The sequence below is a fragment of the Neobacillus sp. DY30 genome, assembly GCF_030123065.1.
GTDB lineage: Bacteria > Bacillota > Bacilli > Bacillales > Cytobacillaceae > Neobacillus.
The window spans coordinates 4,261,459-4,282,319 of sequence record NZ_CP126093.1; the positions used below are offsets into that span (position 1 = coordinate 4,261,459).

Sequence of the window (20,861 nt, forward strand, 5' to 3'; positions counted from 1 at the left end):
TTTAATGATGTATCTTAAAGATAAAGTGATTGAAGCGTTAAAAAGTGTATATGACCCTGAATTAAATATAAATGTTGTCGACTTAGGATTGATTTATAAAGTTGAAGTAACGGACGAATATGACGTAGAGGTTACCATGACGTTGACCACACCTGGCTGCCCTCTCCATGACAGTATTACAAGAGGTGTAAGGTATAGTGTTGAAGGAATTGAAGCAACAAGGAACGTTGAAGTAAATCTTGTTTGGGAACCTGCATGGTCGCCTGAGAAAATGACAGCTGAGGGGCTTCGTTTATTAGGGAGATAAGAAAAAGGTCAGCCTGTGTGCTGACCTTTTTACCTTATACTTCTACTGCTTCTGTCGGCAGAACATCTTTAATTTTCTGCAATAATGCTGAATCGGTATTTTCATTTAGCATGATATGAACAGTGCCTCGATCGTTTTCACTTCTAATTAATCGACCTATTCCCTGTCTTAAGCGCAATAGCATATAGGGTAAATCGACTTCCGTGTAGGGATCACTAACACCGTTTCGCTTAGCCGTAAATACAGGGTCGTTCGGAGGAAATGGCAATGAAAATATTATCACATTTTCCAATGATCTCCCAGGAATATCTAACCCTTCCCATAGATGAATCGTGCAAAGAATGGCATGCTCTTCATTTTGAAACTTTGAAACAAGCGTGCTTATTTCTTCATCCCCTTCGAAGTACACAGGATACGGAATATTCCGGGAAAGCTTTTCTTTAAGGCTTTTTAATTCATTTTGATTGTTTAAAAGAATAAGCGCCCGTCCTTCTGACTGAACAATCTTGTTGATGACATAATCGAGCTTTTCGTCCGACGAGTTTCGATTGAATTTCGGAAGGAATACTTCCATTTTTTCATCGTAATCAAAAGGTGAATCAACTGAAAAAGATAAATACTCTTTAATTCCCAAGCTATTTGCAATGTAATCAAACTTCTTGTCATTCGATAATGTCGCGGATGAAAAGATGAACGGCTTCTTTTGTGAGAATACTTCATCCCTCATAACTTCTTCAACCATTTTCGGCATAATCACCAGTGACCGTTCATATGCCTTTTCTTCAAACCAGGTAATCCCGTTCATTTCTTTAAGAAAAAGTGATAATGAGTATGTAATCTGTTCTAAATATTCCTCGACAATTTTCAAGTCATATTCATTGATAACATATAATTCACTTTCAAAGACAAGCTCCTCTTCGATTGCCTGGAGCCTATTTAGCAGGGTTGTACCATATTGCACTAAAGAAGGATGCATGGCAATCATTTGTTTTTCGGAACCTTCTGTAGGGACAGCGTGCTGTGACACTGCACTAAAGAACTTATCATTGTCTAAAAGTGCTTCCTCGATCGTATATAACGTTTTTTCACGTACTTCATTTTCCATCAGCCTTGTTAGTAAGGTTTCTAGCGTAGAATCAGTAAAACGATAGCTTAACGCTTTCTGCGCAGCATATTCAAGCAAATGTCCTTCATCAAAAACAACCGAAGAGTGGTCTGGCAATAACGGCAGCTGCCCTTCGCGCTTTCGTGATTCTTTAGTCCAAATATGTTCCATATAAAAATCATGTGAGCAAATAATTAAGTCCTTTGCGTGGCGGTAGTAATCACGATTTAAAGTGAGTCCGCAACGGTGTCTTTTTTCACAAGAAAAACAGTCCTGAACCATATCCCAGTTAATTTTACCCCATGTTTCATCCGACAAAGAAGGATAATCCCTGCGGTCGCCATATTTTTCAAATTTTTGCATAGAGCCATCACTATGAACGAAATCTGGTAATTCCTCATAAATTCCTGCTATGTCATCGTTAAAGTCTTCATGCCTAACATAATCCAGCTTTTTTAAGCATAGATATTGGTCCCTTGATTTTGCCAATCTAACATCAATATTGAGCCCAAGTACCTTTTCAAGCTTGGCAATGTCACCTTCTTTTTTTACAAGCTGTTCGATTAATGTTTCATCTGCGCAGGCAATAATGGCTGGTCTATTGGTGTATCTGGCATACATAATCGCATAAAGTAAGTAAACAATGGTCTTTCCAGTACCTACTCCGGCTTCTGCAAACATAACCTTTTTGTCTTTAAATGCTTTTTCCAGCTGGAATGCCATAAAGATTTGTTCATCACGTAATTCAAAACCTGCCTCTGGTAAAATATCATAAAATAAGTCACCAATCCATTCACTCAGCTTATCATAAAAGGATTCAGTTTTGGATACTACAAATGGAATACGGTCTTGCATATCACCACTCCTATAACGAATTAAATGGAGCCTCTTTCAATAGGCTCCAATTGTTGTAAACTGTTCTATTCAAATGAACGGGGAGGTCTTTTTCCCCAATATTGATATAGGTCTGTGCGGATAAAGCCATTAAACAGCTTCCGCTTTTTTGTAGCCGGTTTCCCATAAAATTGCTCAAACTGTTCATTAGAGGTCATAATGTAGATGGACCAGGTATCCAGCTTACTAAAAGCCTGTCCCATTTCTTTATACATTTGCTCAACAGCTTTTTTCTCACCAAGTCTTTCTCCATATGGAGGATTGCCAACAATCACGCCATATTCTTTGATTGTTGTTATATCTCGTACTTGCATTTGTTTATATTGAATGAGATCACCAAAACCTGCCTCAAAGGAGTTTTCTTGAGCAATTTTGACCATACGATGGTCAATATCAGTCCCCATAATATCCAAGGGTTGGTCATAATTTGCCAAATCCTCTGCTTCAGTTCGTGCGTCGTCCCATACTTTCCCCGGAATCCAATCCCAATTTTCTGACACAAATTCTCGATTAAAGCCGGGCGCAATATTTTGTCCTATCATGGCGGCTTCAATTGGAATCGTTCCTGAACCACAGAAAGGATCAATAAATGGTTTATCAGGTTTCCAATTCGTTAGTGATACCAAGGCAGCTGCGAGAGTTTCCTTTAGTGGAGCTTCACCCTGATCAACACGATATCCTCGTTTATGAAGTCCTTGACCGCTTGTATCGATGGTTATGGTTGCCACGTCTTTTAACAATGCCACTTCAATTCGAAAATAAGCACCAGTCTCTTCAAACCAAGAACTACGCTTATAATGGCTTTTCATTCGGTCCACAACAGCCTTTTTCACAATGGCTTGACAATCTGAAACACTAAATAGCTTTGACTTTACTGATTTTCCGGTCACAGGAAACTCGGCATCTTCTGGGAGATACTTTTCCCAGGGCAATGCCTTTGTTTTCTCAAATAATTCATCAAAGGTATAGGCTTTAAATTCACCGACTTTTATTTTTACTCTGTCAGCTGTTCGAAGCCACATATTACTACGAGCAATCGCGTTTTCATCACCTGTATAAATGACCTTTCCATTTTCCACTTCACACTCATAACCAAGAGCGCGCACTTCTTTTGCTACTAACGCTTCGAGGCCCATTGCAGCGGTAGCAATTAATTGATATTTTCCCATTTATTCCACCCTTAACTTTTTTACCTTATTATGTATGAATAGCAGCTGGTCTATCATACCATTATAGACCAAAATCCGTAAGCCCATGCACCCTGTTGATTTGCACTCCATTACATTTAAACAACCCACATTAATCTTTACCTAAAAGTAAAAAGACTCTCCTCATTAGGAGAGTCGATACCGTTAACTTTATTGGCATTAATAACGTTCTATAAGCCATGTTCTGTACCAGAGTACTGCAAACGGCGTTAAATGCCTCGTACCTAGGTGGTAATCATCTATCTACAGATTCAGGTGAATCTGTCCTTCTCCTCGTTCAATTCCTCAGAGAAAGTGCCCCTACCATTATTTGGGTTTCTCGCTCGTGGGGTTTACCTCGTTCCACCCTTTTCATTTCTGAAAAGGCTCCGTCACTGTGGCACTTTTATAGGTATTCATACCATATCCGTATGGACTTAGGTATTTTCCCGGCCGTCAGCCAAGCCATTGGCTCATGGCTGCCCTAGCTTATGAATTGGCTAGGCACGAACACTACGAGCATCTCAGCTCGTGCGAGCATGGACTTTCCTCTACAAGCAAGCAAGGCTCCTTGCAGCGATTACCCGAACGTTATTAATGAGTACTTTCTTATTATATTCATTTGTATTTTATTAATCAATGGTTTTAATTAGGAAATCATGGGACTATCTGTTAATCGTATAGTTTATTGCCAAAAACATGTTTCTCAAGATTTGATAAACGCTTTAAAATATCAAAGTTAGTCGTTCCTGCAGGCTGTGTTACCGGCTGTCTTCTAGATGTTTCTTCCAGCTGTTTACGTAAGCGGAGATTTTCTTGCTGCAGATCTTCTATTTCCTGTTGAAACACTTCATAATCCTTGATAATCAAGTCCAAATACTTATCAACATCTTCTTGTTTATAGCCTCTAACACCGGTCTTAAATTCTTTTTCTAAAATATCCTTAGCGGTCAATTTCACTTTATCGGACACCATTCAATTCACCTCAAGTCATTCGCCAATCATTACCTATTATTTTTTCAAAAATATGCGATTTTGTCAATTTTTCTTTCTTTTGCCTAATAATCTGAACGTTTTAATTCTTCTTCTTCTACGATTACTTGTAAATCATAAAAAGTGATAAGCCGTATTGGATAAGAGTGTTTGGTTTGATATTGTACTGCCAATTCGTATATGTACTTTGGGCTTCCTTCTTTCTCTTGATCGTATAAAAGAAGCAGTCCGTCACTTTTTTCAATAAAAAATTGATTTTTTAAACGAAACTGCCAAGGTTTTTCATACCCTTTTTTTGTTACAGAATCGATGTAGTCTGCTTGTGCTAAGATTGATTTATACCAATCTGTGTTGTTTTCACTCCAAGAGGCTTCTTGATCTAGAAATGGGGTGATAACAGCCAGTTTTACATCAGGAAATTCTGCTTGTAATTCGAAAACAACTTCAGCAGCCCAAAGTTCAACACCAAGTTGTCCACTAATCAATACCCACTCTAATCCCGCTTCCATTAATGAGATTAACTCTTTCTTTATGGCCGCTTTAATAAACATAACAGCAGGATGATCGTTTTTAAATATTCCTAATTCAAACGGTTTGTAACCTGATATGGCTAAAACTTTAATCAAAGTTATGCTCCTTATTGGCGTTTAGAGAGCCATTTTTTTATAAACATATCAAAATAACCAAAAAAAACAAGGGCGGATTGCCCTTGTTAGTATTGTTATCTAAAACGTCGCGGACGAGGGAATTGACCTGGCGCCATGCCTGATCCCATTCCTGGTCCCATCATGCCTGGTCCCATTCCTGAACCCATGCCTGGTCCCATCATACCTGGTCCCATGCCCGGTCCCATCATGCCTGGTCCCATGCCCGGTCCCATCATGCCTGGTCCCATGCCCGGTCCCATCATGCCTGGTCCCATATTTGGCGGCATGTTGTTCCCTGGAGGTAATGCATTGCTTTGAGCTCCAGCAACAGCTGTTGGTGCCGGTGCCGGCATACCACCTGGACAGCAGTTAATGTGCTGGTTACAGCACTCCTCAGCGCAAGAAGCAGTAGTTGGACAATAGTGTTTATGCTGGAACATATGATGATTAATAGTTGTTATATGTTTTGGATGAATATGCGGAACCACCGTTGTTGAGAACGTGTGGTTTACGAAATTTTGAGTCGGATGAATGACTGGCGGCGCAAAATTAGTTCCAAGATACAATTTAAGCTCTCCCTTCAAAAATATATTCTGTTTACATTAACAGCCTATGATAGGAGAGAAATTCTTGTACTAAGGAAAATACCTATTTTTCATGTATCTGATTAAGAATAACTTCAAATAGACAACTGTCCAGCTCAAGTACCCCATGATACGAGTCCATAACAGACTGGGGACTGGAACTTATTATAGCATCGAATATAAGTTATCTTTTAAGCTTGAAAAAAGTACTGCAGTCAAACAAACGACAACAAAAAATAAATACAAGATTGCTTTATACATCGTATCTACCTCATTTTTGTTTTATAGTCGTTTTTTACTCACAGTTTCATATTTTACAACTTTAAACTATAAGAAACAATATAGTTTTCTGCATTTAAATGTGAAATTTTTGTTACAATACATCAAGGTATGACGAACCGTTGCACTTCATTTGAAATTTAGCGAATTTGCCCTCTAATCGGGTCAATCTTGATTCAAGCTGCTGCTGAACTTTTTGCGCAGGAGTTTTAGTATTATTAATGATTTCAACCGCCTTTTGGCAATAATTCAAAGCACGCTTATAATCTTTTATTTTGTGCTCATAGATTTTAGCCGTTTCAATGCATGCTTCAATACTCAACGTCGGATTTTCAGCGTCAGCCACTTCAATAAATAGCGGTAAACCAGTTTCCCAGTTTTGTTCTTTTTTAGCTTGATAGGCAAGCGCAAGTTTTGCTTGTAATGATGTGAAATCGCTGCCTCCTGCAAGCTTTGTCAAGACCTTTGCAGCTTCACCCTTTTCACCGAGTGAAGCATACCAGCGTCCGACTTCAAAAGATTCTTTTCGTGTTTGATTAATGTCCCTCCCGCAAAGTTGAAAGGTTAGGTGGGTATATAGTGTAACAAGAGATAAGATATCAATTTCATTATGCTTTATAATTCCAAGCATTCCATCAGGCTGTTTACTATCAACGAAATCAAAATAAATCATGGGAGCCAAATAACCCGGGATATCATCTTGCCGCTCAATCCCTAAGACATCTTTTTCGACCACAGCTAGCTTAAGACGATCTAATTTATGTTTCCAAAGTCGTTTTGCTGCATGAAATAAATCAAAATGACCAAAAGCAGGAAGCTTGGGTACATGATCCCTTACAAGGGTATGCCTTGTTTTTACTTGCGGCCAGTCAAAGGATTTTCCATTATAGGTGACTAATGTTTTGTAATTTACCTTCTCCAAAAAGCTTTGATACAGCGGGACTTCTGCACCAGGATGCGGGAGTATATGCTGTCTTAGAACAAGATTTTCACCAATGACACTTGCATAGCCAAGTAAAAAAATCGTATTCCCTGCTCCGCCTCCAAGTCCTGTCGTTTCAGTATCAAAAAAGAATAATTCTTCAGCAGAATGCCCCTCGGCTGATAATGGATGGCTGATAGGCTGTTTATTCCAAATATCAATTGCTGTAAGAAAATCATGAAAATGGTAATGTCCATGCTTTTGTGTTAAAGGATATTTTACTTCACGAATAAGACAGTAATCTTGATCTAAGAAATATGGGGCGACATTTTCGCTTTCCCATTTAGGAAGGAATGGTATCTCAATCCTTGCAGTCTCAGGAGGAGGAGTATTGTTTATTACTGTGGCTCCTCCTGTCATATGCGGTTTTAAACGATTCAATTTATTTTTTAATGACATTTCAGCACTTCCTCGTTTTAATTGGAAGGATTTAAAAAAGCCTCGATTATTTTTAATGTATCCCTCTTTGCGGTCTCACCGGCTGCGTCGGTTCCGATACATGAAGGACAGCCTGATTGACATTTACAGTTATCAATCATTTTTTTCGTTTCCGCAAATACAACTGACATTCCCGAATGAATTTTCTCACTTAACCCTATACCGCCAGGATAACGGTCATAGAAGAAAATTGTCGGCTTCTCATTATGATCAGCCTTAACCTGCGGTATCACATGAATATCTTGTGGATCTGCCATGACAAATAGTGGTGCAATATGATTTAAAGCATGTGCTGTGCCAACGAGCCCCTGTTCTAACCGCTCTTGCCCCATTTCTGCGAACGACTTATTTAACGAAATCCAAGCTGCGCTCGTGTGGAGTTCTTCTTCAGGGAGGTGGATTGGACCAGAACCGATATTTTCATGGGTCTCGAATTTTATTTTCTTAAAGATGGTAGCCATTGCCCGAACGCTTACATCCCCATAGCCAACTTCTGCATACTCCATCTTTTTAAGCTTGTCCTCTTCTAAAACCTTTAGTTGCACAGCTAAATTGGCATCTGTAAAATAGTCAACATCTACTTCCCGCACAAATGCCTTCTTTTCATCCCAATCAAGCTTTTCTACTTGGAATTGGGTTCCTTGATGCAGATAGATAGCTTCATCATGCAGCAGCGTCATGGCCGAGAAGCGGTCCATTTCTCCGATTACTCTTACATTTGCCACATCTGATTGGTCGACAATGATAACATTTTCTTGAGAAGCAGAGCGCAAACTAATATTATGAGCAGGGAACGAATCATTCATCCAATACCATTTATCGCCGTTTTGGTACAGAATACGTTCCTCTGTCAGATATTCAAGCAAATCCTCCGTACCAACGTTTCCAAACTGCTCACCTGCTTTAAACGGCAGCTCGAAAGCTGCACATTTCATATGATCAATTAAAATGATCAGGTTATCAGGATTAATCCTTGCCGTCTCTGGGCTTTTATTAAAAAAATATTCAGGGTTCTGGATAATATATTGATCAAGTGGACTAGAACTCGCAACCATTATAACAAGTGCTTCCCCGTGTCTCCTTCCTGCTCGCCCTGCCTGCTGCCATGCGCTGGAAATCGTCCCAGGATACCCAGTCATAATACATACCTGTAACTGGCCAATATCTACTCCCAGCTCCAATGCATTGGTACTAACAACGCCATAAATATCCCCGGAACGCAGGCCTTTTTCAATTTTCCTGCGTTCGGTTGGCAGATAGCCTCCCCGATATCCCATGATCGATTTAGGACCTAATTGATTTTTAACCAACTCTTGCAGGTAGGTTAAAATAATCTCCACTCGCACTCTGCTTCTAGCGAAGACAATCGTTTGTATTTTATTTTTTAATAATTCCCCCGCAATTTTCCTTACCTCAAGTGTTGCACTTCTTCTAATATTTAAGGGCTTATTTACAATCGGGGGATTATAAAAAAGAAAATGTTTATTACCACTTGGTGCACCATTATTATCAATTAGGGTCATTTTTTCCTCTGTTAGGTTTTCAGCAAGCTCAAGTGGATTGGCAATCGTTGCAGATGTACAAATAAATACCGGGTTACTGCCGTAGTATCGACAAATCCTTTTAAGCCGGCGAATAACGTTGGCGACATGACTGCCGAAAACGCCTCGATACGTGTGAAGCTCATCAATTACCACGAATTTCAGATTTTCAAACAGAGAAACCCATTTTGTGTGGTGAGGAAGAATGGCTGAATGAAGCATATCTGGATTAGTTATGACTACATGTCCAGCCTTGCGGACCTTTTGGCGGATATTTGCCGGTGTATCACCATCATAGGTATAACTGTTAATATCCATTCCCGAGGCCTGGATGATTTCATTTATTTCACTTTTCTGGTCCTGTGCCAATGCTTTTGTAGGAAACATGTAAAGAGCCCTGGCGCTGGGGTTGGATAAAATACTTTGTAAAACAGGTAGGTTATAGCAAAGTGTTTTTCCAGAAGCAGTAGGCGTAACGGCTACAACACTATTACCGGCCATAATCTTTTCGTACGCTGTTCTTTGGTGTGTATAAAGCTTTTCTATTCCTTTACTATTAAGTGAATCTATTAATGCCGGATTAAGGTTATTCGGAAGGGAAACGGTTTGGGCTTCTTTTGCTTCAAGTGTCTTCCAGGTAACAATATTTTCTTTGAAACCATCATTTATTTTTATATCAGCAAGTATATCTTGCAGGTTTTTTTTCAATTTCATAGGATCACCTCGTTATAACCATTATAGCGAATAAACGTTCGCAGAAAAAGCTTGTTAATTATTATTTATTTGTCTGTTACAATAGTATAAGGTATTTTATTTCGTCTGTGGAGGTGGAGCATGAGAATCGAAGATGTTAAAAAGGTGCTTTCTGAGTTCATGCTTTTTAGAGAATTGGATGACTACGAATTAACGAAAATTGCTAACATTTCTATTGCTAGAGAATGGAAAAAGCAAAGTCATGTTTTTCTTCAAGGTGACCCATTAGAAAATGTCTATTTCATTTATAGCGGGAAAATTAAAGTATATAAAAGTGATATCCACGGGAAAGAACAAATTGTCGCTATTATGAAAAAAGGTGAAATGTTTCCTCATGTTGGCTTTTTCAGGAAAGGTAGTTATCCTGCGTACGCTGAAGTTCTTGAACCATCAACGCTTATTACAGTGCCTATTTCAAAATTCGAAGGTGTTCTCATTGAGTATCCTGAACTTAGTATTAAAGTATTTAAGGTACTAGGTGAAAAAATAGTGGATTTGCAAAACCGTCTGGAAGAACAAATTCTTAACAATACATACGAACAAATAATCAAACTACTCATCCGTCTTGGGCAAAAACATGGAAAGGAATTAGAGGACGGAACGATTCTTCTTAAGTCCGAGTTTACCAACCGTGATTTGGCAAGTATGATTGGAACTACACGTGAAACGATCAGTAGAACGCTAACTAAAATGAAAAAGGACGAGCTAATAGAAGTTGATGAACGTGGAAATATGATTATAGATATTGATGTTCTGCTTTCAGAAATTAATTTAATATAAATAACCGCAGCATATACTAGCTGCGGTTTTTCAAATGATTAAGATTTTGATAGCTCAAGCATGTCTGCCATGTCTTCTTGAGCAGTACCAATTAACTTTAAGTTAAATGTTTCCTGGAGAACCTGCAGGACACCTTCAGAAATGAATTCCGGCGGCTTTGGTCCAATACGGATATCCTGGATGCCTAAACTGAATAGTCCTAAAAGAATCGCTACTGCTTTTTGCTCAAACCAAGATAAAACAATGCTTACAGGTAATTCATTAATTTCGCATCCAAATGCATCAGCTAGCGCCATCGCAATCTTTACGGTAGATCCTGAGTTATTACACTGTCCTAAATCGATATAACGTGGAATATTTGTTCCGGGAACAACGCCATAATCAACATCGTTAAAACGGAATTTTCCGCATGATGTTGTCAAAATAACTGTTTCGGGCGGAAGAGAAGTTGCTAATTCGCGATAATATTCCCCGCCTTTACCAGGCGCATCACAGCCGGCAATGACAAAGAAACGTTTTATTTTCCCAGCTTTTACAGCCTCAATTACTTCTGGTGCTAAGCCAAGAACGGTTTCATGATGGAAACCGGTAAGCAGGGTTTCGTCTGAATGTATATCCGCTTCTGGAAGTTCAAGCGCTCTCTCGATTAATGGTGAAAAGTCATCATTAGTAATTTTTTGTACATTCTCAAGACCTGCTACTTCATAACTAAACATTCGGTCAGCATATGTACCTTTAATTGGCATTACACAGTTGGTAGTTGCCAAAATCGCACCCGGGAATTTTTCAAAAAGACGTCGTTGGTCATACCAAGCCTTTCCGATATTTCCTTTTAAATGAGGATATTTCTTTAATGCTGGATACCCATGTGCCGGAAGCATTTCGGAATGTGTATAAATATTAATGCCTTTTCCTTCTGTCTGCTTTAGCAATTCCTCGAGCGCAAATAAGTTATGACCGGAAACCACAATGGATTTTCCTTCAATTTTGTTTTGGCTAACGCGTTTTGGCTCAGGAATGCCAAGACGCTTTGTATGTGCTTCATCGAGCATTTCCATCACACGTACCGTTGCCTTCCCCACCTTCATTGCCATTTCGATATGTTCTTGAACATTGAAATTAGAATTCGTTAATGTCATATAAAGAGCTTCTTGTGTAGTTGTATCAACAAATGAATCCGTATATCCTAGTTGATTAGCATGCGTCCGGTAAGCTGCAATTCCTTTTAATCCATAGATAATGGTATCCTGAAGGCTTGAAATTGTTTCATTTTTCCCACAAACACCAACAACTGTACAGCCGCCAACAGGAGTTTGTTCACATTGATTACAGAACATTCTGTTCCCTCGCTTTCTCGTAAATACTTTTTCATGATACAAATACTAGTAAATTTTTAATGTGACATTTATCACTAAAAACGCAGTTGTAATAAAAGGTTCATAAATTTACCGCTAAAGTATGAACCTGCACAAAGCATAGCCTAATGCATATGATATGGTGAGAAAATACGGAAGTGAGGGAAAGTTTGATGTCTACCATGCCTCCAAGTGATCAAAATAAAAATAAGAAGGTTAAACCTGAGCAGTTTCGAGATCTTTTTAGGACGATGAATGACTTTATTCATGAAAAACCGGTAAAAGGATTTCTACAATCTATTGATGAATTTTTTAATAGTCCGTTTCCAAGTGGAGCTTTTCCTGTTGAGGTTCAGGAAACAGAGGACGAATACATTATTTCAGCTGAGCTTCCAGGGGTTAAAAAGGAGCAAATACGGCTTAATATCTTACCCAATCATGTAAGTATTTCTGTCGAGAATAATGAAATGGAAACAAAGGAAGATTTAAACAATCACTTTTTCCAAAGGAAGGTTTCACAACAAAGACTCTCCCGTACCATTCCGTTACCTATGACCATTAATGAAAAGTTGGTTAAGGCTACTTATCGGGACGGTTTACTGACCATTCGGATTCCACAAGTTAGAGGAAAATCGATTAATATAGAGGACTAAAGAATCAAAATAAAAAACCTCCACATAAACTTTTCGACAAATACACGAAAAGAAAGACGGCTTTTGGCCGTCTTTCTAATTTTTTTATGCTTTAAATATTCCTCCAAGACCTTTAACAAGTGAGGAAACCTGGGTTACTGCACTTACTACCTGCCCCGCTGTATTCACCATCTTATTAACGTCGACCGTGCCATCTTGTGATTTAAATGAATTCATTAGCGATTGAATTCCTCCAGGCTGTTTAATCATTGCATTTGGTTTAGGATACGGGTTCATCACGCTGTATCCGTTCATTTGCGGCATATACTGAATTGGCGGTATTTCCTCCTTAGGCTGCAGAGGATTTTGGAATAAAAATTGTGCACTTTTAGGAGGATATTGCCCCGTTGTATTGGAAACAGGCTGATAAGTCGGGGCGTAGGACTGATAATGCTGCTGAAAGTAAGGGTTTTGTTGTGGATATGGGTACCATTCCATACTTGGTGCTGCTTGGTAAGGGTATGGCTGATTACGCGGAATGGGTTGAAAATTGGATGGATAATTACCTGAGGCTCTTGTATTGATTTGCCCCGAGTATCCATGATTTATATAAGAGTTTGATCTAATTCCACCGTACATGGGCAAACATCTCCTCCGCTTTTTCATTACTACACATTATGTATCAATGAAGTGAGAGGTGCATATTTTCAACTAGTTTTCAATGTCAAAATCCAAAGAACTTTGTCTAAAGTTTAAATATTTTAAAAACTAGGAATCCTTTTTTTTCATGTTACTATAAAAAAAAGATGAAGGAGGAGTTACATATGGACATTCGCTCACTTAAAAGCAAATTTAATCAAAGTCGGGATTACAGCACTGATGATGTTAATGCATTAATGGATTTTGCTAAAAAGGCTTATATTCATAACGAAATTGATATTAAAGAATATCGCCTGCTTGTACGTGAGCTAGAAGCTCAGGGCGCCGTGATTCCTGACAGTTATAAGGAAGACTCCCTCATCGAAAATTCATAATTAATAAAAATTACAGCTAGACAAGCCTATTAAGAGATGCACTTTCTGCATCTCTTTTATTTTTCTAATTCTTTGACAATCTCTCCCAGAAAAAATTCAACTGTTCGATTGGCATTTAAAAATCTTGAGCGGCTTGTTTTCGGAAAAAATGCCTGTATAGACAATTGATCAATATGATCTAAAGTTGTATCGATTTGTTTAAGATGGAGATGTTTTTGCGGATTATTTATTAACCAGCTTTTCATCAATGCTCCCCATTCTTGAGCTGCCTGCTTAACCTCGTCGGCAAAAGGCTTAATTACTTCATGAAAATCATAGCTGGTTCCTTTCTCGCGAGCCTCTTCGTAATATTTCATAAATAAATGGTTATAATTAAGCAGCCTTTTGGTTAATTGAAGTATTTGTTCTGACATGAAAAATTAATCCTTTCTGATATAAAAAATAAAAAGCAGCTTTTAATAAAGCTACTCAATTTGATTTTATTCATATTCTATCGGTAACCAAAAGCCCATTTCAAGTTTTAGTGCTTTTGCGACTGAATTGTTGTGTTCTAAATTTGTTTCATTTGCGGATGGATTCATTTTATCCAGCTTTTCTTCAAGCTTAGAGAGTCTTAGTACGGGTGCCGTTAGTTTGTTAAGTTCTTCGTTATTCATTTGATTGCGAAGGTCTGAGAAAGATGCTTCCAGTACAGTCTCCAATTCTTCTAATTGATCATGTATCTCAGTCAGCATAGAGAGCAGCTTTTCCTTTTCCGGCAATGACGAATTCATCAAATTAAGAACCTCCTCGCGATTATATACTTGGTACTATTCGCTTTCTTTTTAACGCTTCCTCCCACAGTGACAAAACTAGAAGAGATTCGGCAAAGAAAGTGCCAATTTGGCATTTATTACCTTCCTATTCGACACTGCTTCATTTTCGCATGAAAAAAAGGAAAATCGAACAAGCTAAAATCGGAGGTGTTGATAATGTCAAAAAAGAAACAAAATAAAAAATCTGGCGCAGCACAAGTAGAAAATAAAGTTGGCTATGGTGATAAAAAGCTTGAAGGACCAAATCGTCCGGCTGAATAAGAGCATAAAAAGCAAGGCGTTTGCCTTGCTTTTTATATTTTCTTTATATGGGAAACCTTATGTAAGGCTAGCATTAAATCCATCTGATCTGATTTTTCGAAGTACCAGTCTGTTAAGTGAATAGGATGTCGATGTCTTGCTGGAGCGTGCAGCCATGCAGGGGAGATTACTTTATTTTTGCTCCAATCTTCATATTCATAATGATTGTGCTCAATGATTGGAAAGGCTGCTCTTAATATTGGTGTTTTGCGGTTGGTTTTAGTTTTAAAATATTGTTCATAATCAGAACGCGACCCAGTATGTGGTGTTTTATCAGCAAACTCGAAAAAAAGCGGAAATAAACGAGGGTGTGTCAAAATTCTGGCAAGCCTTTTTCCAAGGTTAATTCGTTTTGAAAGTGACTTAAAACCATTGACACTTGCACCATATAATTCTCCCCCACATGTCGGAAACAAGACGCAGCTGAAATGAAGCCAATCCTGAATATTAAAGATCCAAGACCGGAAAACCCTCTTATTATATACAGGATGTTGGATTACGGGTTTATGAATTACATTTTGTTCATTGATGATTAATGCCGTTGTAAGCCGTTCCCGATCTCCTTCTTTCCAATACTTCTCCCACTCTTTTTGGATAAATTCAGAACATTTAAAGAATGGAAGCAAATGAAACATTGGACGCTTTATTTTCGTCGAATATTGATAGACCAGTAATTGGGGATAGACATCGTGGAAAATCAACCAATTGGCTCGTTCAAAAGTTAAAAAAAGATCTTTTCTAGTCTGAGGTTCTAATATTTCCCGAAAAACATGTCCCCCCAGGTCACACATATTCCAACCGCCATTCCTTGATACCATACTGGCAAGGAATGACCATATAATATCGGAATTCTTTTTAAAATAAGTAAAATAGGCATCCGTCCTTGATATATTATCAAGATTTTTTTTATCCGTTTCAGCTTTTATTTGACTGATGGTCTCAATCTCATGTATTGTAAAATGATTCATATTCACCTTCTACTTTCAAATAGGTAGTTTTTGAGAATGTATGAAAAAAGAATCATGCCTTTTGTCAAGAGTCAAGGTACATTATTTTTATTAGCGTGTGTTTACTAAATAATTTTATACACCCCATAACTACGGAGATTTGATATGATAAGTAATAGCTTGAGAGGTGCTTATCATGAATTTTAATTATCCGAACGGAAAAAGGTATATTCCAAATGTTACCGAAACACAAACCAAAGCAAAGAAACCAAGTAATCCCTCCTATAGTAATAGAGGTATGACACTTGAAGACGATTTGAATGAGACCAATGAATATTATCGACAGAGAAAAATTGCTGTCATCCACAAAAAGCCTACACCTGTTCAAATTGTGAAAGTTGATTATCCGAAAAGAAGTGCTGCTGTTATTAAAGAAGCATATTTCAAACAAGCGTCTACCACTGACTATAACGGGGTATATAAAGGTAAATACATCGATTTTGAGGCAAAGGAAACGGCAAATATTACCTCGTTTCCATTGAAGAATTTTCATCAGCATCAAATTGAACATATGAAGGAAGTGGTTTCGCAAGGTGGAATCTGTTTTGTTATTCTCCGTTTTTCAAAGCAGGAACAAGTATATTTACTGCTGGCCCAACACTTGTTGAACTTTTGGGACAGAATGAAAAATGGGGGGAGAAATTCCATTACAAAGGATGAAATTGAGCAATTAGGGACATTCATACCACTTGGATTTCAACCAAGAATTGACTATATTAAAATAATAGATACACTTTTTCATTTTTAAATGAATGAAAATGGCTGAAGTATGAAAGGAAGGAAACGAACATGGCAGAATCGAGAGAGGAGCGCCGTAAAAAACTACAACAGTCCAAAGGTAAACAGAAAGCGAAGAAAAAACCCGGCGGGATGGTTAAAAAGATTTTACTAGTCCTTGCAGCCCTTGGAATTATTGGTATTTTGTCTGGCGTTGGAACTTTTGCTTATTTAGTAAAGGATACTCCTAAACTTGATCCGAAATTATTAAAAGACCCCATCTCCTCTAAAGTTTTAGATAAAGATGGAGAACTGATTGCAGAAGTGGGTTCGGAAAAACGTGAATATGTAAACTATAAGGACATACCAAAAATTGTTGAAGACGCCGTTTTAGCAGTAGAGGATGTACGATTTTATAAACACCATGGTTTGGACCCAATCCGCTTGGCTGGAGCGGTTATAGCCAATTTCCGGGAAGGATTTGGTTCTGAAGGAGCAAGTACGATCACACAGCAGGTTATCAAGAATTCTTTTTTAACTCCTGAAAAAACCTTAAAGCGAAAGGTACAGGAGGCATGGATGGCCTATCAGCTTGAACAAAAATATACAAAACACCAAATTTTCGAAATGTATGTGAATAAGGTTTATGTATCCGAAGGGAGTCATGGACTAGCGACCGCAGCAAAAATATACTATGGGAAACCATTAAATGAGCTTACTCTTCCTGAAGCCGCACAGCTTGCCGGAATGCCGCAGAGTCCAAATAATTACAATCCTTTTGACCATCCTGATTTAGCAGAAAAAAGAAGAAATATTGTACTAATGTTAATGGAGCAGCATGGCTATATTACCAAAGAACAGTTGGAAGAAGCAAAAAGTGTTCCAGTGACAGCTACATTAGTTAAGGAAGAAGATAGAGTTAGAGACGAAAAGCCTTTTGATTCTTTCGTCGATGCAGTTATTGATGAAGTTGAGGAGCAAGGGGACTTTGATATTTTCTCTGATGGCTTAACCATTCATACTACACTTGATCAGAATGCACAATTACATGTGAATACCATACTTAATACAGATGAAGTCATCAACTATCCGGATGCTGAATTTCAAGCAGGAATTGCTCTCATTGATACCAAAACAGGTGAAATTCGTGCAATTGGCGGAGGACGTAATCAAGAAGTGAGTCGCGGTTTTAACTATGCAATTGATACACAGCGGCAGCCTGGTTCGACGATTAAACCGGTTCTTGATTATGCTCCTGCTATTGAATACCTTAATTGGGGTACCTATCAGACAATTGATGATAAACCGATTAAGTATTCCACAGGCCAAGAATTTGGTAACTGGGATAACAAATATATGGGCCCAATATCTATGCGTACTGCCTTGCAATATTCTAGAAATACTCCTGCGGTTCAAGCACTGCAGCAGGTTGGTTTAGAAAAGGCTAAAGATTTTGCCATAAATCTCGGTATTCCATTAAAAGAAATCTATGAATCCTATGCCATCGGCGGCTTTGGAGACAAAACAGTAGGTGTATCTCCTCTCCAAATGGCTGGGGCCTATAGTGCTTTTGGAAATAATGGAATGTATACGAAACCTTATGCTGTTAAAAAAATTGAATTGCGTGATGGTACAGTCCTTGACACTGCACCAGAATCAAAACTTGTCATGAAAGATTCTACTGCATTCATGATTACAGACATGTTAAAGAGTGTACTTGTTTCTCCAGGTACTGGTACGACAGCAAGAGTCCCTGGTCTTCCAATTGCAGGGAAAACAGGTACCACTAACTACTCAGAAGCGGATATGAAAAAATGGAATATAACTAGCAGCAAGGTTGTTCCTGATGCATGGTTTGCAGGATATACAACCAACTACACTGCAGCTGTTTGGACCGGTTATTCTAGTATTAAAACGCCTATTCAACCAGGTGCGGATCAGAAAATTGCCCAATTAATCTTTAAGAATCTCATGGAATATGTTTCAAAAGATATTAAGACACCTGACTTCCCTGTTCCAGACACCGTGCAAAAGGTTAGAATTGAGAAAGGTTCTAAGCCGCCTGCATTAGCAAGTGAATTTACTCCGGATAGTGAAGTTATTATAGAATATGCCGTGAAGGGTCATGCACCCAAAACGGTATCAGAAAGATACAATAAGATTGCAGCACCTAGCAATCCAAAAGCAATCTATGATGCAGCAAAAAACAACGTGACCTTGACATGGGATTACAACAATCCAGACAATGGTAATGTTCAATTTGAAATTACCGTTACTGATGGTGTTACACCAAAAACATCAACGGTAACAGAAAGAGTCGTTACTCTTCAGAACCCAACACCAGGTGCTACGTATAGCATTACAATTACAGCCATTTTGGACGGTAAGAGAAGTGACCCTGCTTCAACCTCAGTAACTATACCTTTACCTCAACAGGATGAAGAGGATGAAGGTAATGGGAATGGCAATGGTGAAGGTAATGGCAACGGCAATGATACCGGTGAAGGTAATGGCAACAACGGTGACGGTGACGGTGGCGGTGGTGATGGTACTGATCCTGGAACCACTGATTCTGGAAACGACAATGGCAATGGTAACAACGGTAATGGTAATGGTAATCCAAGTGGAGGATAACTCCGATAACAAAAAAGCGTCTAGCCCTTTTGGCTTAGACGCTTTTTTACGATATTTTTCTTAGCAAAAAGCTTTACTTGCTCGGTAAACAACTCCGAAAGCTGGCGGTAAGAGTGAAATAGGTTTGGCCTCGAAAGTATATAAGTTAATCTCTCTTCAAGATTAACCGGTTTTACTTCTAGTAAACGAAATGAAATAGGTTCTTTAGAATAAACTTGTTGATCATTTGACCAATATAAAAACTGAATGAAATAACCTATTCCTTTCTTCATGAACGGAAGTGTGGATTGTTGATTCCGATTACGATATAAAGTTTCTAGTTCTGATTTTACCCCATCCCAATTGGCTAATAAGAGGGAAATATTTTCTTCCGAAGCTGCTGCTGAATCTAGCTCCACTAGGTAAGGGTTAATTAGTTCTTTATCCATTGACTATTTCCCTCCCTTTCATTCGCTTTTTACCTTCTCTGCATAGTTGTAATAAAGGGCAGCTCGGGCACTGTGGATTTTGTGCTTTACAATGATATCTGCCAAAGAAAATTAACCGATGGTGAGTAACAGACCATTCATCCTCGGGTACTTTCCTCATTAATGTCTTTTCAACCTCTAATACAGAATCTTTCCAGCGGCATATGCCTAGGCGTTTGCTTACTCTCTCAACATGCGTATCCACGGCGATTGCTGGAATATTAAATGCCACTGATACGACAACATTTGCCGTTTTCCTCCCAACTCCCGGCAGTTTCGTTAATTCATCACGATCACGAGGAACCTCGCCCCCGTATTCATCAAGTAGTAATCGGCACAAACTTTGGATATTCTTTGCCTTATTTCTGTAGAGTCCTATAGAACGGATATCATTTTGTAATTCCTCGAGAGATACTTCTAGATAGTCCTCTGGTGTTTTATATTTTTTAAATAATTGCTTCGTAACCTTGTTGACGAGGACATCCGTACATTGTGCGGACAATGCCACTGCTATCACAAGCTCAAATGGATTTGAATGTATAAGTTCACAATGCGCCTCAGGAAACATTTCGTCCATTTTATCTAGACAAAAACGTATTTGTGTATTGTTTAACAAAGAGTTTCACCTGCCATTAGTAATAAAATTATTTGATTTTAAATGGAAACAAACGAGAGGAAATTTCCTCTCGTTCAGTTTGTCTATTGCTCGAGCCAATTGTAAAAGGGCACTGAAGTAGTTGTGGAAGCTTGAGTATCTTGAGCAGGTCTAGTTGGTGTTTGCTTTTGGCGAAACTTTCGTCCGTGGTTTTTAGCCTGTTCAATTGTCTTTATGCCATTCTTTTTCCATTCAAAAAGAATCCTATCTATATAGCGGAAATTTAACTTACCTGACATCACCGATTCTCTCAATGCTGCCTTTATAATGATGGGATCATGGTGATCATCATCCATCCACATGGCCAGTGATTCACATTCAAATGGGGATAAGGGCCGTCCAAACTCCTTCTCAAAACACGTATATAGATCACTTTCATCTGCCTTCTTGGAAACTTCTTGAGTCTGTTTCGTCGTCATTAAAAATTGTTCTACAAGTCGTTCCCATAATGGTTGAACAGAGTATTTCTCAAACATAATTCCTTCTGTTGAGTATTCATCTATGATTTTAATAAACCCTTTTTGGATTAGTCTTCGCAGAATATCGTTGCATTCCGAAACGGTAATCGTCATACGTGAGGAAAGCTCTTCTGGGGTCGGGAAATCATTTCCCTTTTCTATAAAGGTAATAATATTTAACAAAAGAACAAGTTCATATTCATTAAGATTCATATTACGGTACTCAGAAAATAATACAACAGGAACCGTTATATTACCTTCCTGAAGCCAGGATAATAAATTTGTTTTCATCTTTAT

At 38.4% G+C, this 20,861-nt stretch carries 21 protein-coding genes and 1 other RNA gene; 6 read left to right on the forward strand and 16 right to left on the reverse strand.

Annotation, left to right across the window (positions count from 1 at the left end):
• Nucleotides 1-7 precede the first annotated feature (7 nt).
• Nucleotides 8-307: a metal-sulfur cluster assembly factor gene (locus tag QNH29_RS20960; protein WP_283865700.1), complete on the forward strand. Its 300-nt coding sequence runs from the start codon at nt 8-10 to the stop codon at nt 305-307.
• A 34-nt stretch (nt 308-341) separates the two neighbouring features.
• Here the strand turns inward: QNH29_RS20960 and QNH29_RS20965 are convergent, their stop codons facing one another.
• The 8 genes from QNH29_RS20965 to QNH29_RS21000 form a co-directional block, all read right to left on the reverse strand.
• Nucleotides 342-2,267 (reverse strand): ATP-dependent DNA helicase, encoded by a 1,926-nt coding sequence (locus QNH29_RS20965; protein ID WP_283861255.1) that lies wholly within the window; start codon nt 2,265-2,267, stop codon nt 342-344.
• A 65-nt stretch (nt 2,268-2,332) separates the two neighbouring features.
• Nucleotides 2,333-3,475 (reverse strand): THUMP domain-containing class I SAM-dependent RNA methyltransferase, encoded by a 1,143-nt coding sequence (locus QNH29_RS20970; protein ID WP_283861256.1) that lies wholly within the window; start codon nt 3,473-3,475, stop codon nt 2,333-2,335.
• Nucleotides 3,476-3,682: 207 nt separating this feature from the next.
• Nucleotides 3,683-4,085: RNase P RNA component class B (rnpB, locus tag QNH29_RS20975), an RNA gene on the reverse strand.
• 80 nt (nt 4,086-4,165) lie between these two features.
• Nucleotides 4,166-4,468: a cell division regulator GpsB gene (gene gpsB, locus QNH29_RS20980; protein WP_063251187.1), complete on the reverse strand. Its 303-nt coding sequence runs from the start codon at nt 4,466-4,468 to the stop codon at nt 4,166-4,168.
• Nucleotides 4,469-4,551: 83 nt separating this feature from the next.
• The gene (locus tag QNH29_RS20985; RefSeq protein WP_283865701.1) at nt 4,552-5,109 is read right to left on the reverse strand and encodes an SLOG family protein; all 558 of its coding nucleotides are present in this window, start codon (nt 5,107-5,109) and stop codon (nt 4,552-4,554) included.
• 98 nt (nt 5,110-5,207) lie between these two features.
• Complete coding sequence (locus QNH29_RS20990; protein ID WP_283861257.1) at nt 5,208-5,699, reverse strand: CotD family spore coat protein; 492 nt, start codon at nt 5,697-5,699, stop codon at nt 5,208-5,210.
• A gap of 391 nt (nt 5,700-6,090) precedes the next feature.
• Nucleotides 6,091-7,377: a ribonuclease H-like domain-containing protein gene (locus QNH29_RS20995; RefSeq protein WP_283861258.1), complete on the reverse strand. Its 1,287-nt coding sequence runs from the start codon at nt 7,375-7,377 to the stop codon at nt 6,091-6,093.
• Nucleotides 7,378-7,394: 17 nt separating this feature from the next.
• On the reverse strand, nt 7,395-9,671 hold the full coding sequence (locus QNH29_RS21000; protein WP_283861259.1) for a DEAD/DEAH box helicase: 2,277 nt from the start codon (nt 9,669-9,671) through the stop codon (nt 7,395-7,397).
• A gap of 120 nt (nt 9,672-9,791) precedes the next feature.
• On the opposite strand from QNH29_RS21000, the gene QNH29_RS21005 reads away from it, so the two are divergent.
• Entirely contained in the window at nt 9,792-10,490 is a 699-nt protein-coding gene (locus QNH29_RS21005; RefSeq protein ID WP_283861260.1) for a Crp/Fnr family transcriptional regulator, read from the forward strand.
• Between the two features lie 38 nt (nt 10,491-10,528).
• Here QNH29_RS21005 and hcp read toward each other — a convergent pair whose 3' ends face one another.
• A complete protein-coding gene (hcp, locus tag QNH29_RS21010; protein ID WP_283861261.1) occupies nt 10,529-11,827 on the reverse strand; it encodes a hydroxylamine reductase in 1,299 nt (432 codons plus the stop codon).
• A gap of 191 nt (nt 11,828-12,018) precedes the next feature.
• Here hcp and QNH29_RS21015 point away from each other — a divergent pair, with 191 nt between their 5' ends.
• The gene (locus tag QNH29_RS21015; protein ID WP_283861262.1) at nt 12,019-12,498 is read left to right on the forward strand and encodes an Hsp20/alpha crystallin family protein; all 480 of its coding nucleotides are present in this window, start codon (nt 12,019-12,021) and stop codon (nt 12,496-12,498) included.
• An 84-nt stretch (nt 12,499-12,582) separates the two neighbouring features.
• Here the strand turns inward: QNH29_RS21015 and QNH29_RS21020 are convergent, their stop codons facing one another.
• Nucleotides 12,583-13,116 (reverse strand): YppG family protein, encoded by a 534-nt coding sequence (locus tag QNH29_RS21020; RefSeq protein ID WP_283861263.1) that lies wholly within the window; start codon nt 13,114-13,116, stop codon nt 12,583-12,585.
• 185 nt (nt 13,117-13,301) lie between these two features.
• Here QNH29_RS21020 and yppF point away from each other — a divergent pair, with 185 nt between their 5' ends.
• Nucleotides 13,302-13,511: a YppF family protein gene (gene yppF / locus QNH29_RS21025; RefSeq protein WP_283861264.1), complete on the forward strand. Its 210-nt coding sequence runs from the start codon at nt 13,302-13,304 to the stop codon at nt 13,509-13,511.
• Between the two features lie 56 nt (nt 13,512-13,567).
• On the opposite strand, the gene QNH29_RS21030 is transcribed toward yppF, so the two are convergent.
• The 3 genes from QNH29_RS21030 to QNH29_RS21040 form a co-directional block, all read right to left on the reverse strand.
• Nucleotides 13,568-13,924, reverse strand: a complete 357-nt coding sequence (locus QNH29_RS21030; RefSeq protein WP_283861265.1) for a DUF1798 family protein — start codon at nt 13,922-13,924, stop codon at nt 13,568-13,570.
• A gap of 66 nt (nt 13,925-13,990) precedes the next feature.
• The gene (locus QNH29_RS21035; protein ID WP_481858747.1) at nt 13,991-14,287 is read right to left on the reverse strand and encodes a hypothetical protein; all 297 of its coding nucleotides are present in this window, start codon (nt 14,285-14,287) and stop codon (nt 13,991-13,993) included.
• 332 nt (nt 14,288-14,619) lie between these two features.
• Nucleotides 14,620-15,594: a DUF2515 family protein gene (locus QNH29_RS21040; protein WP_283861266.1), complete on the reverse strand. Its 975-nt coding sequence runs from the start codon at nt 15,592-15,594 to the stop codon at nt 14,620-14,622.
• Between the two features lie 175 nt (nt 15,595-15,769).
• On the opposite strand from QNH29_RS21040, the gene recU reads away from it, so the two are divergent.
• Both recU and QNH29_RS21050 read left to right on the forward strand, forming a co-directional pair.
• Nucleotides 15,770-16,381 (forward strand): Holliday junction resolvase RecU, encoded by a 612-nt coding sequence (recU, locus tag QNH29_RS21045; protein WP_283861267.1) that lies wholly within the window; start codon nt 15,770-15,772, stop codon nt 16,379-16,381.
• Nucleotides 16,382-16,422: 41 nt separating this feature from the next.
• Entirely contained in the window at nt 16,423-18,984 is a 2,562-nt protein-coding gene (locus QNH29_RS21050; protein WP_283861268.1) for a penicillin-binding protein 1A, read from the forward strand.
• A 20-nt stretch (nt 18,985-19,004) separates the two neighbouring features.
• Here the strand turns inward: QNH29_RS21050 and QNH29_RS21055 are convergent, their stop codons facing one another.
• The 3 genes from QNH29_RS21055 to QNH29_RS21065 form a co-directional block, all read right to left on the reverse strand.
• The gene (locus QNH29_RS21055) at nt 19,005-19,412 is read right to left on the reverse strand and encodes a YpoC family protein (RefSeq protein ID WP_283861269.1); all 408 of its coding nucleotides are present in this window, start codon (nt 19,410-19,412) and stop codon (nt 19,005-19,007) included.
• Nucleotides 19,405-20,067, reverse strand: coding sequence for an endonuclease III (gene nth / locus QNH29_RS21060; RefSeq protein ID WP_283861270.1), 663 nt, complete (start codon nt 20,065-20,067; stop codon nt 19,405-19,407). Before nth ends, QNH29_RS21055 begins: the two co-directional genes overlap by 8 nt.
• A gap of 83 nt (nt 20,068-20,150) precedes the next feature.
• Complete coding sequence (locus tag QNH29_RS21065; protein ID WP_283861271.1) at nt 20,151-20,855, reverse strand: DnaD domain-containing protein; 705 nt, start codon at nt 20,853-20,855, stop codon at nt 20,151-20,153.
• Between the last annotated feature and the right edge of the window lie 6 nt (nt 20,856-20,861).

Coding starts and splice junctions, on each gene's coding strand:
- QNH29_RS20960 (WP_283865700.1), top strand. CDS start 8: ATGTATCTTAAAGATAAAGTGATTGAAGCGTTAAAAAGTGTATATGAC.
- QNH29_RS20965 (WP_283861255.1), bottom strand. CDS start 2,267: ATGCAAGACCGTATTCCATTTGTAGTATCCAAAACTGAATCCTTTTAT.
- QNH29_RS20970 (WP_283861256.1), bottom strand. CDS start 3,475: ATGGGAAAATATCAATTAATTGCTACCGCTGCAATGGGCCTCGAAGCG.
- gpsB (WP_063251187.1), bottom strand. CDS start 4,468: ATGGTGTCCGATAAAGTGAAATTGACCGCTAAGGATATTTTAGAAAAA.
- QNH29_RS20995 (WP_283861258.1), bottom strand. CDS start 7,377: ATGTCATTAAAAAATAAATTGAATCGTTTAAAACCGCATATGACAGGA.
- QNH29_RS21000 (WP_283861259.1), bottom strand. CDS start 9,671: ATGAAATTGAAAAAAAACCTGCAAGATATACTTGCTGATATAAAAATA.
- QNH29_RS21005 (WP_283861260.1), top strand. CDS start 9,792: ATGAGAATCGAAGATGTTAAAAAGGTGCTTTCTGAGTTCATGCTTTTT.
- hcp (WP_283861261.1), bottom strand. CDS start 11,827: ATGTTCTGTAATCAATGTGAACAAACTCCTGTTGGCGGCTGTACAGTT.
- QNH29_RS21015 (WP_283861262.1), top strand. CDS start 12,019: ATGTCTACCATGCCTCCAAGTGATCAAAATAAAAATAAGAAGGTTAAA.
- QNH29_RS21020 (WP_283861263.1), bottom strand. CDS start 13,116: ATGTACGGTGGAATTAGATCAAACTCTTATATAAATCATGGATACTCG.
- yppF (WP_283861264.1), top strand. CDS start 13,302: ATGGACATTCGCTCACTTAAAAGCAAATTTAATCAAAGTCGGGATTAC.
- QNH29_RS21030 (WP_283861265.1), bottom strand. CDS start 13,924: ATGTCAGAACAAATACTTCAATTAACCAAAAGGCTGCTTAATTATAAC.
- QNH29_RS21040 (WP_283861266.1), bottom strand. CDS start 15,594: ATGAATCATTTTACAATACATGAGATTGAGACCATCAGTCAAATAAAA.
- recU (WP_283861267.1), top strand. CDS start 15,770: ATGAATTTTAATTATCCGAACGGAAAAAGGTATATTCCAAATGTTACC.
- QNH29_RS21050 (WP_283861268.1), top strand. CDS start 16,423: ATGGCAGAATCGAGAGAGGAGCGCCGTAAAAAACTACAACAGTCCAAA.
- QNH29_RS21055 (WP_283861269.1), bottom strand. CDS start 19,412: ATGGATAAAGAACTAATTAACCCTTACCTAGTGGAGCTAGATTCAGCA.
- QNH29_RS21065 (WP_283861271.1), bottom strand. CDS start 20,855: ATGAAAACAAATTTATTATCCTGGCTTCAGGAAGGTAATATAACGGTT.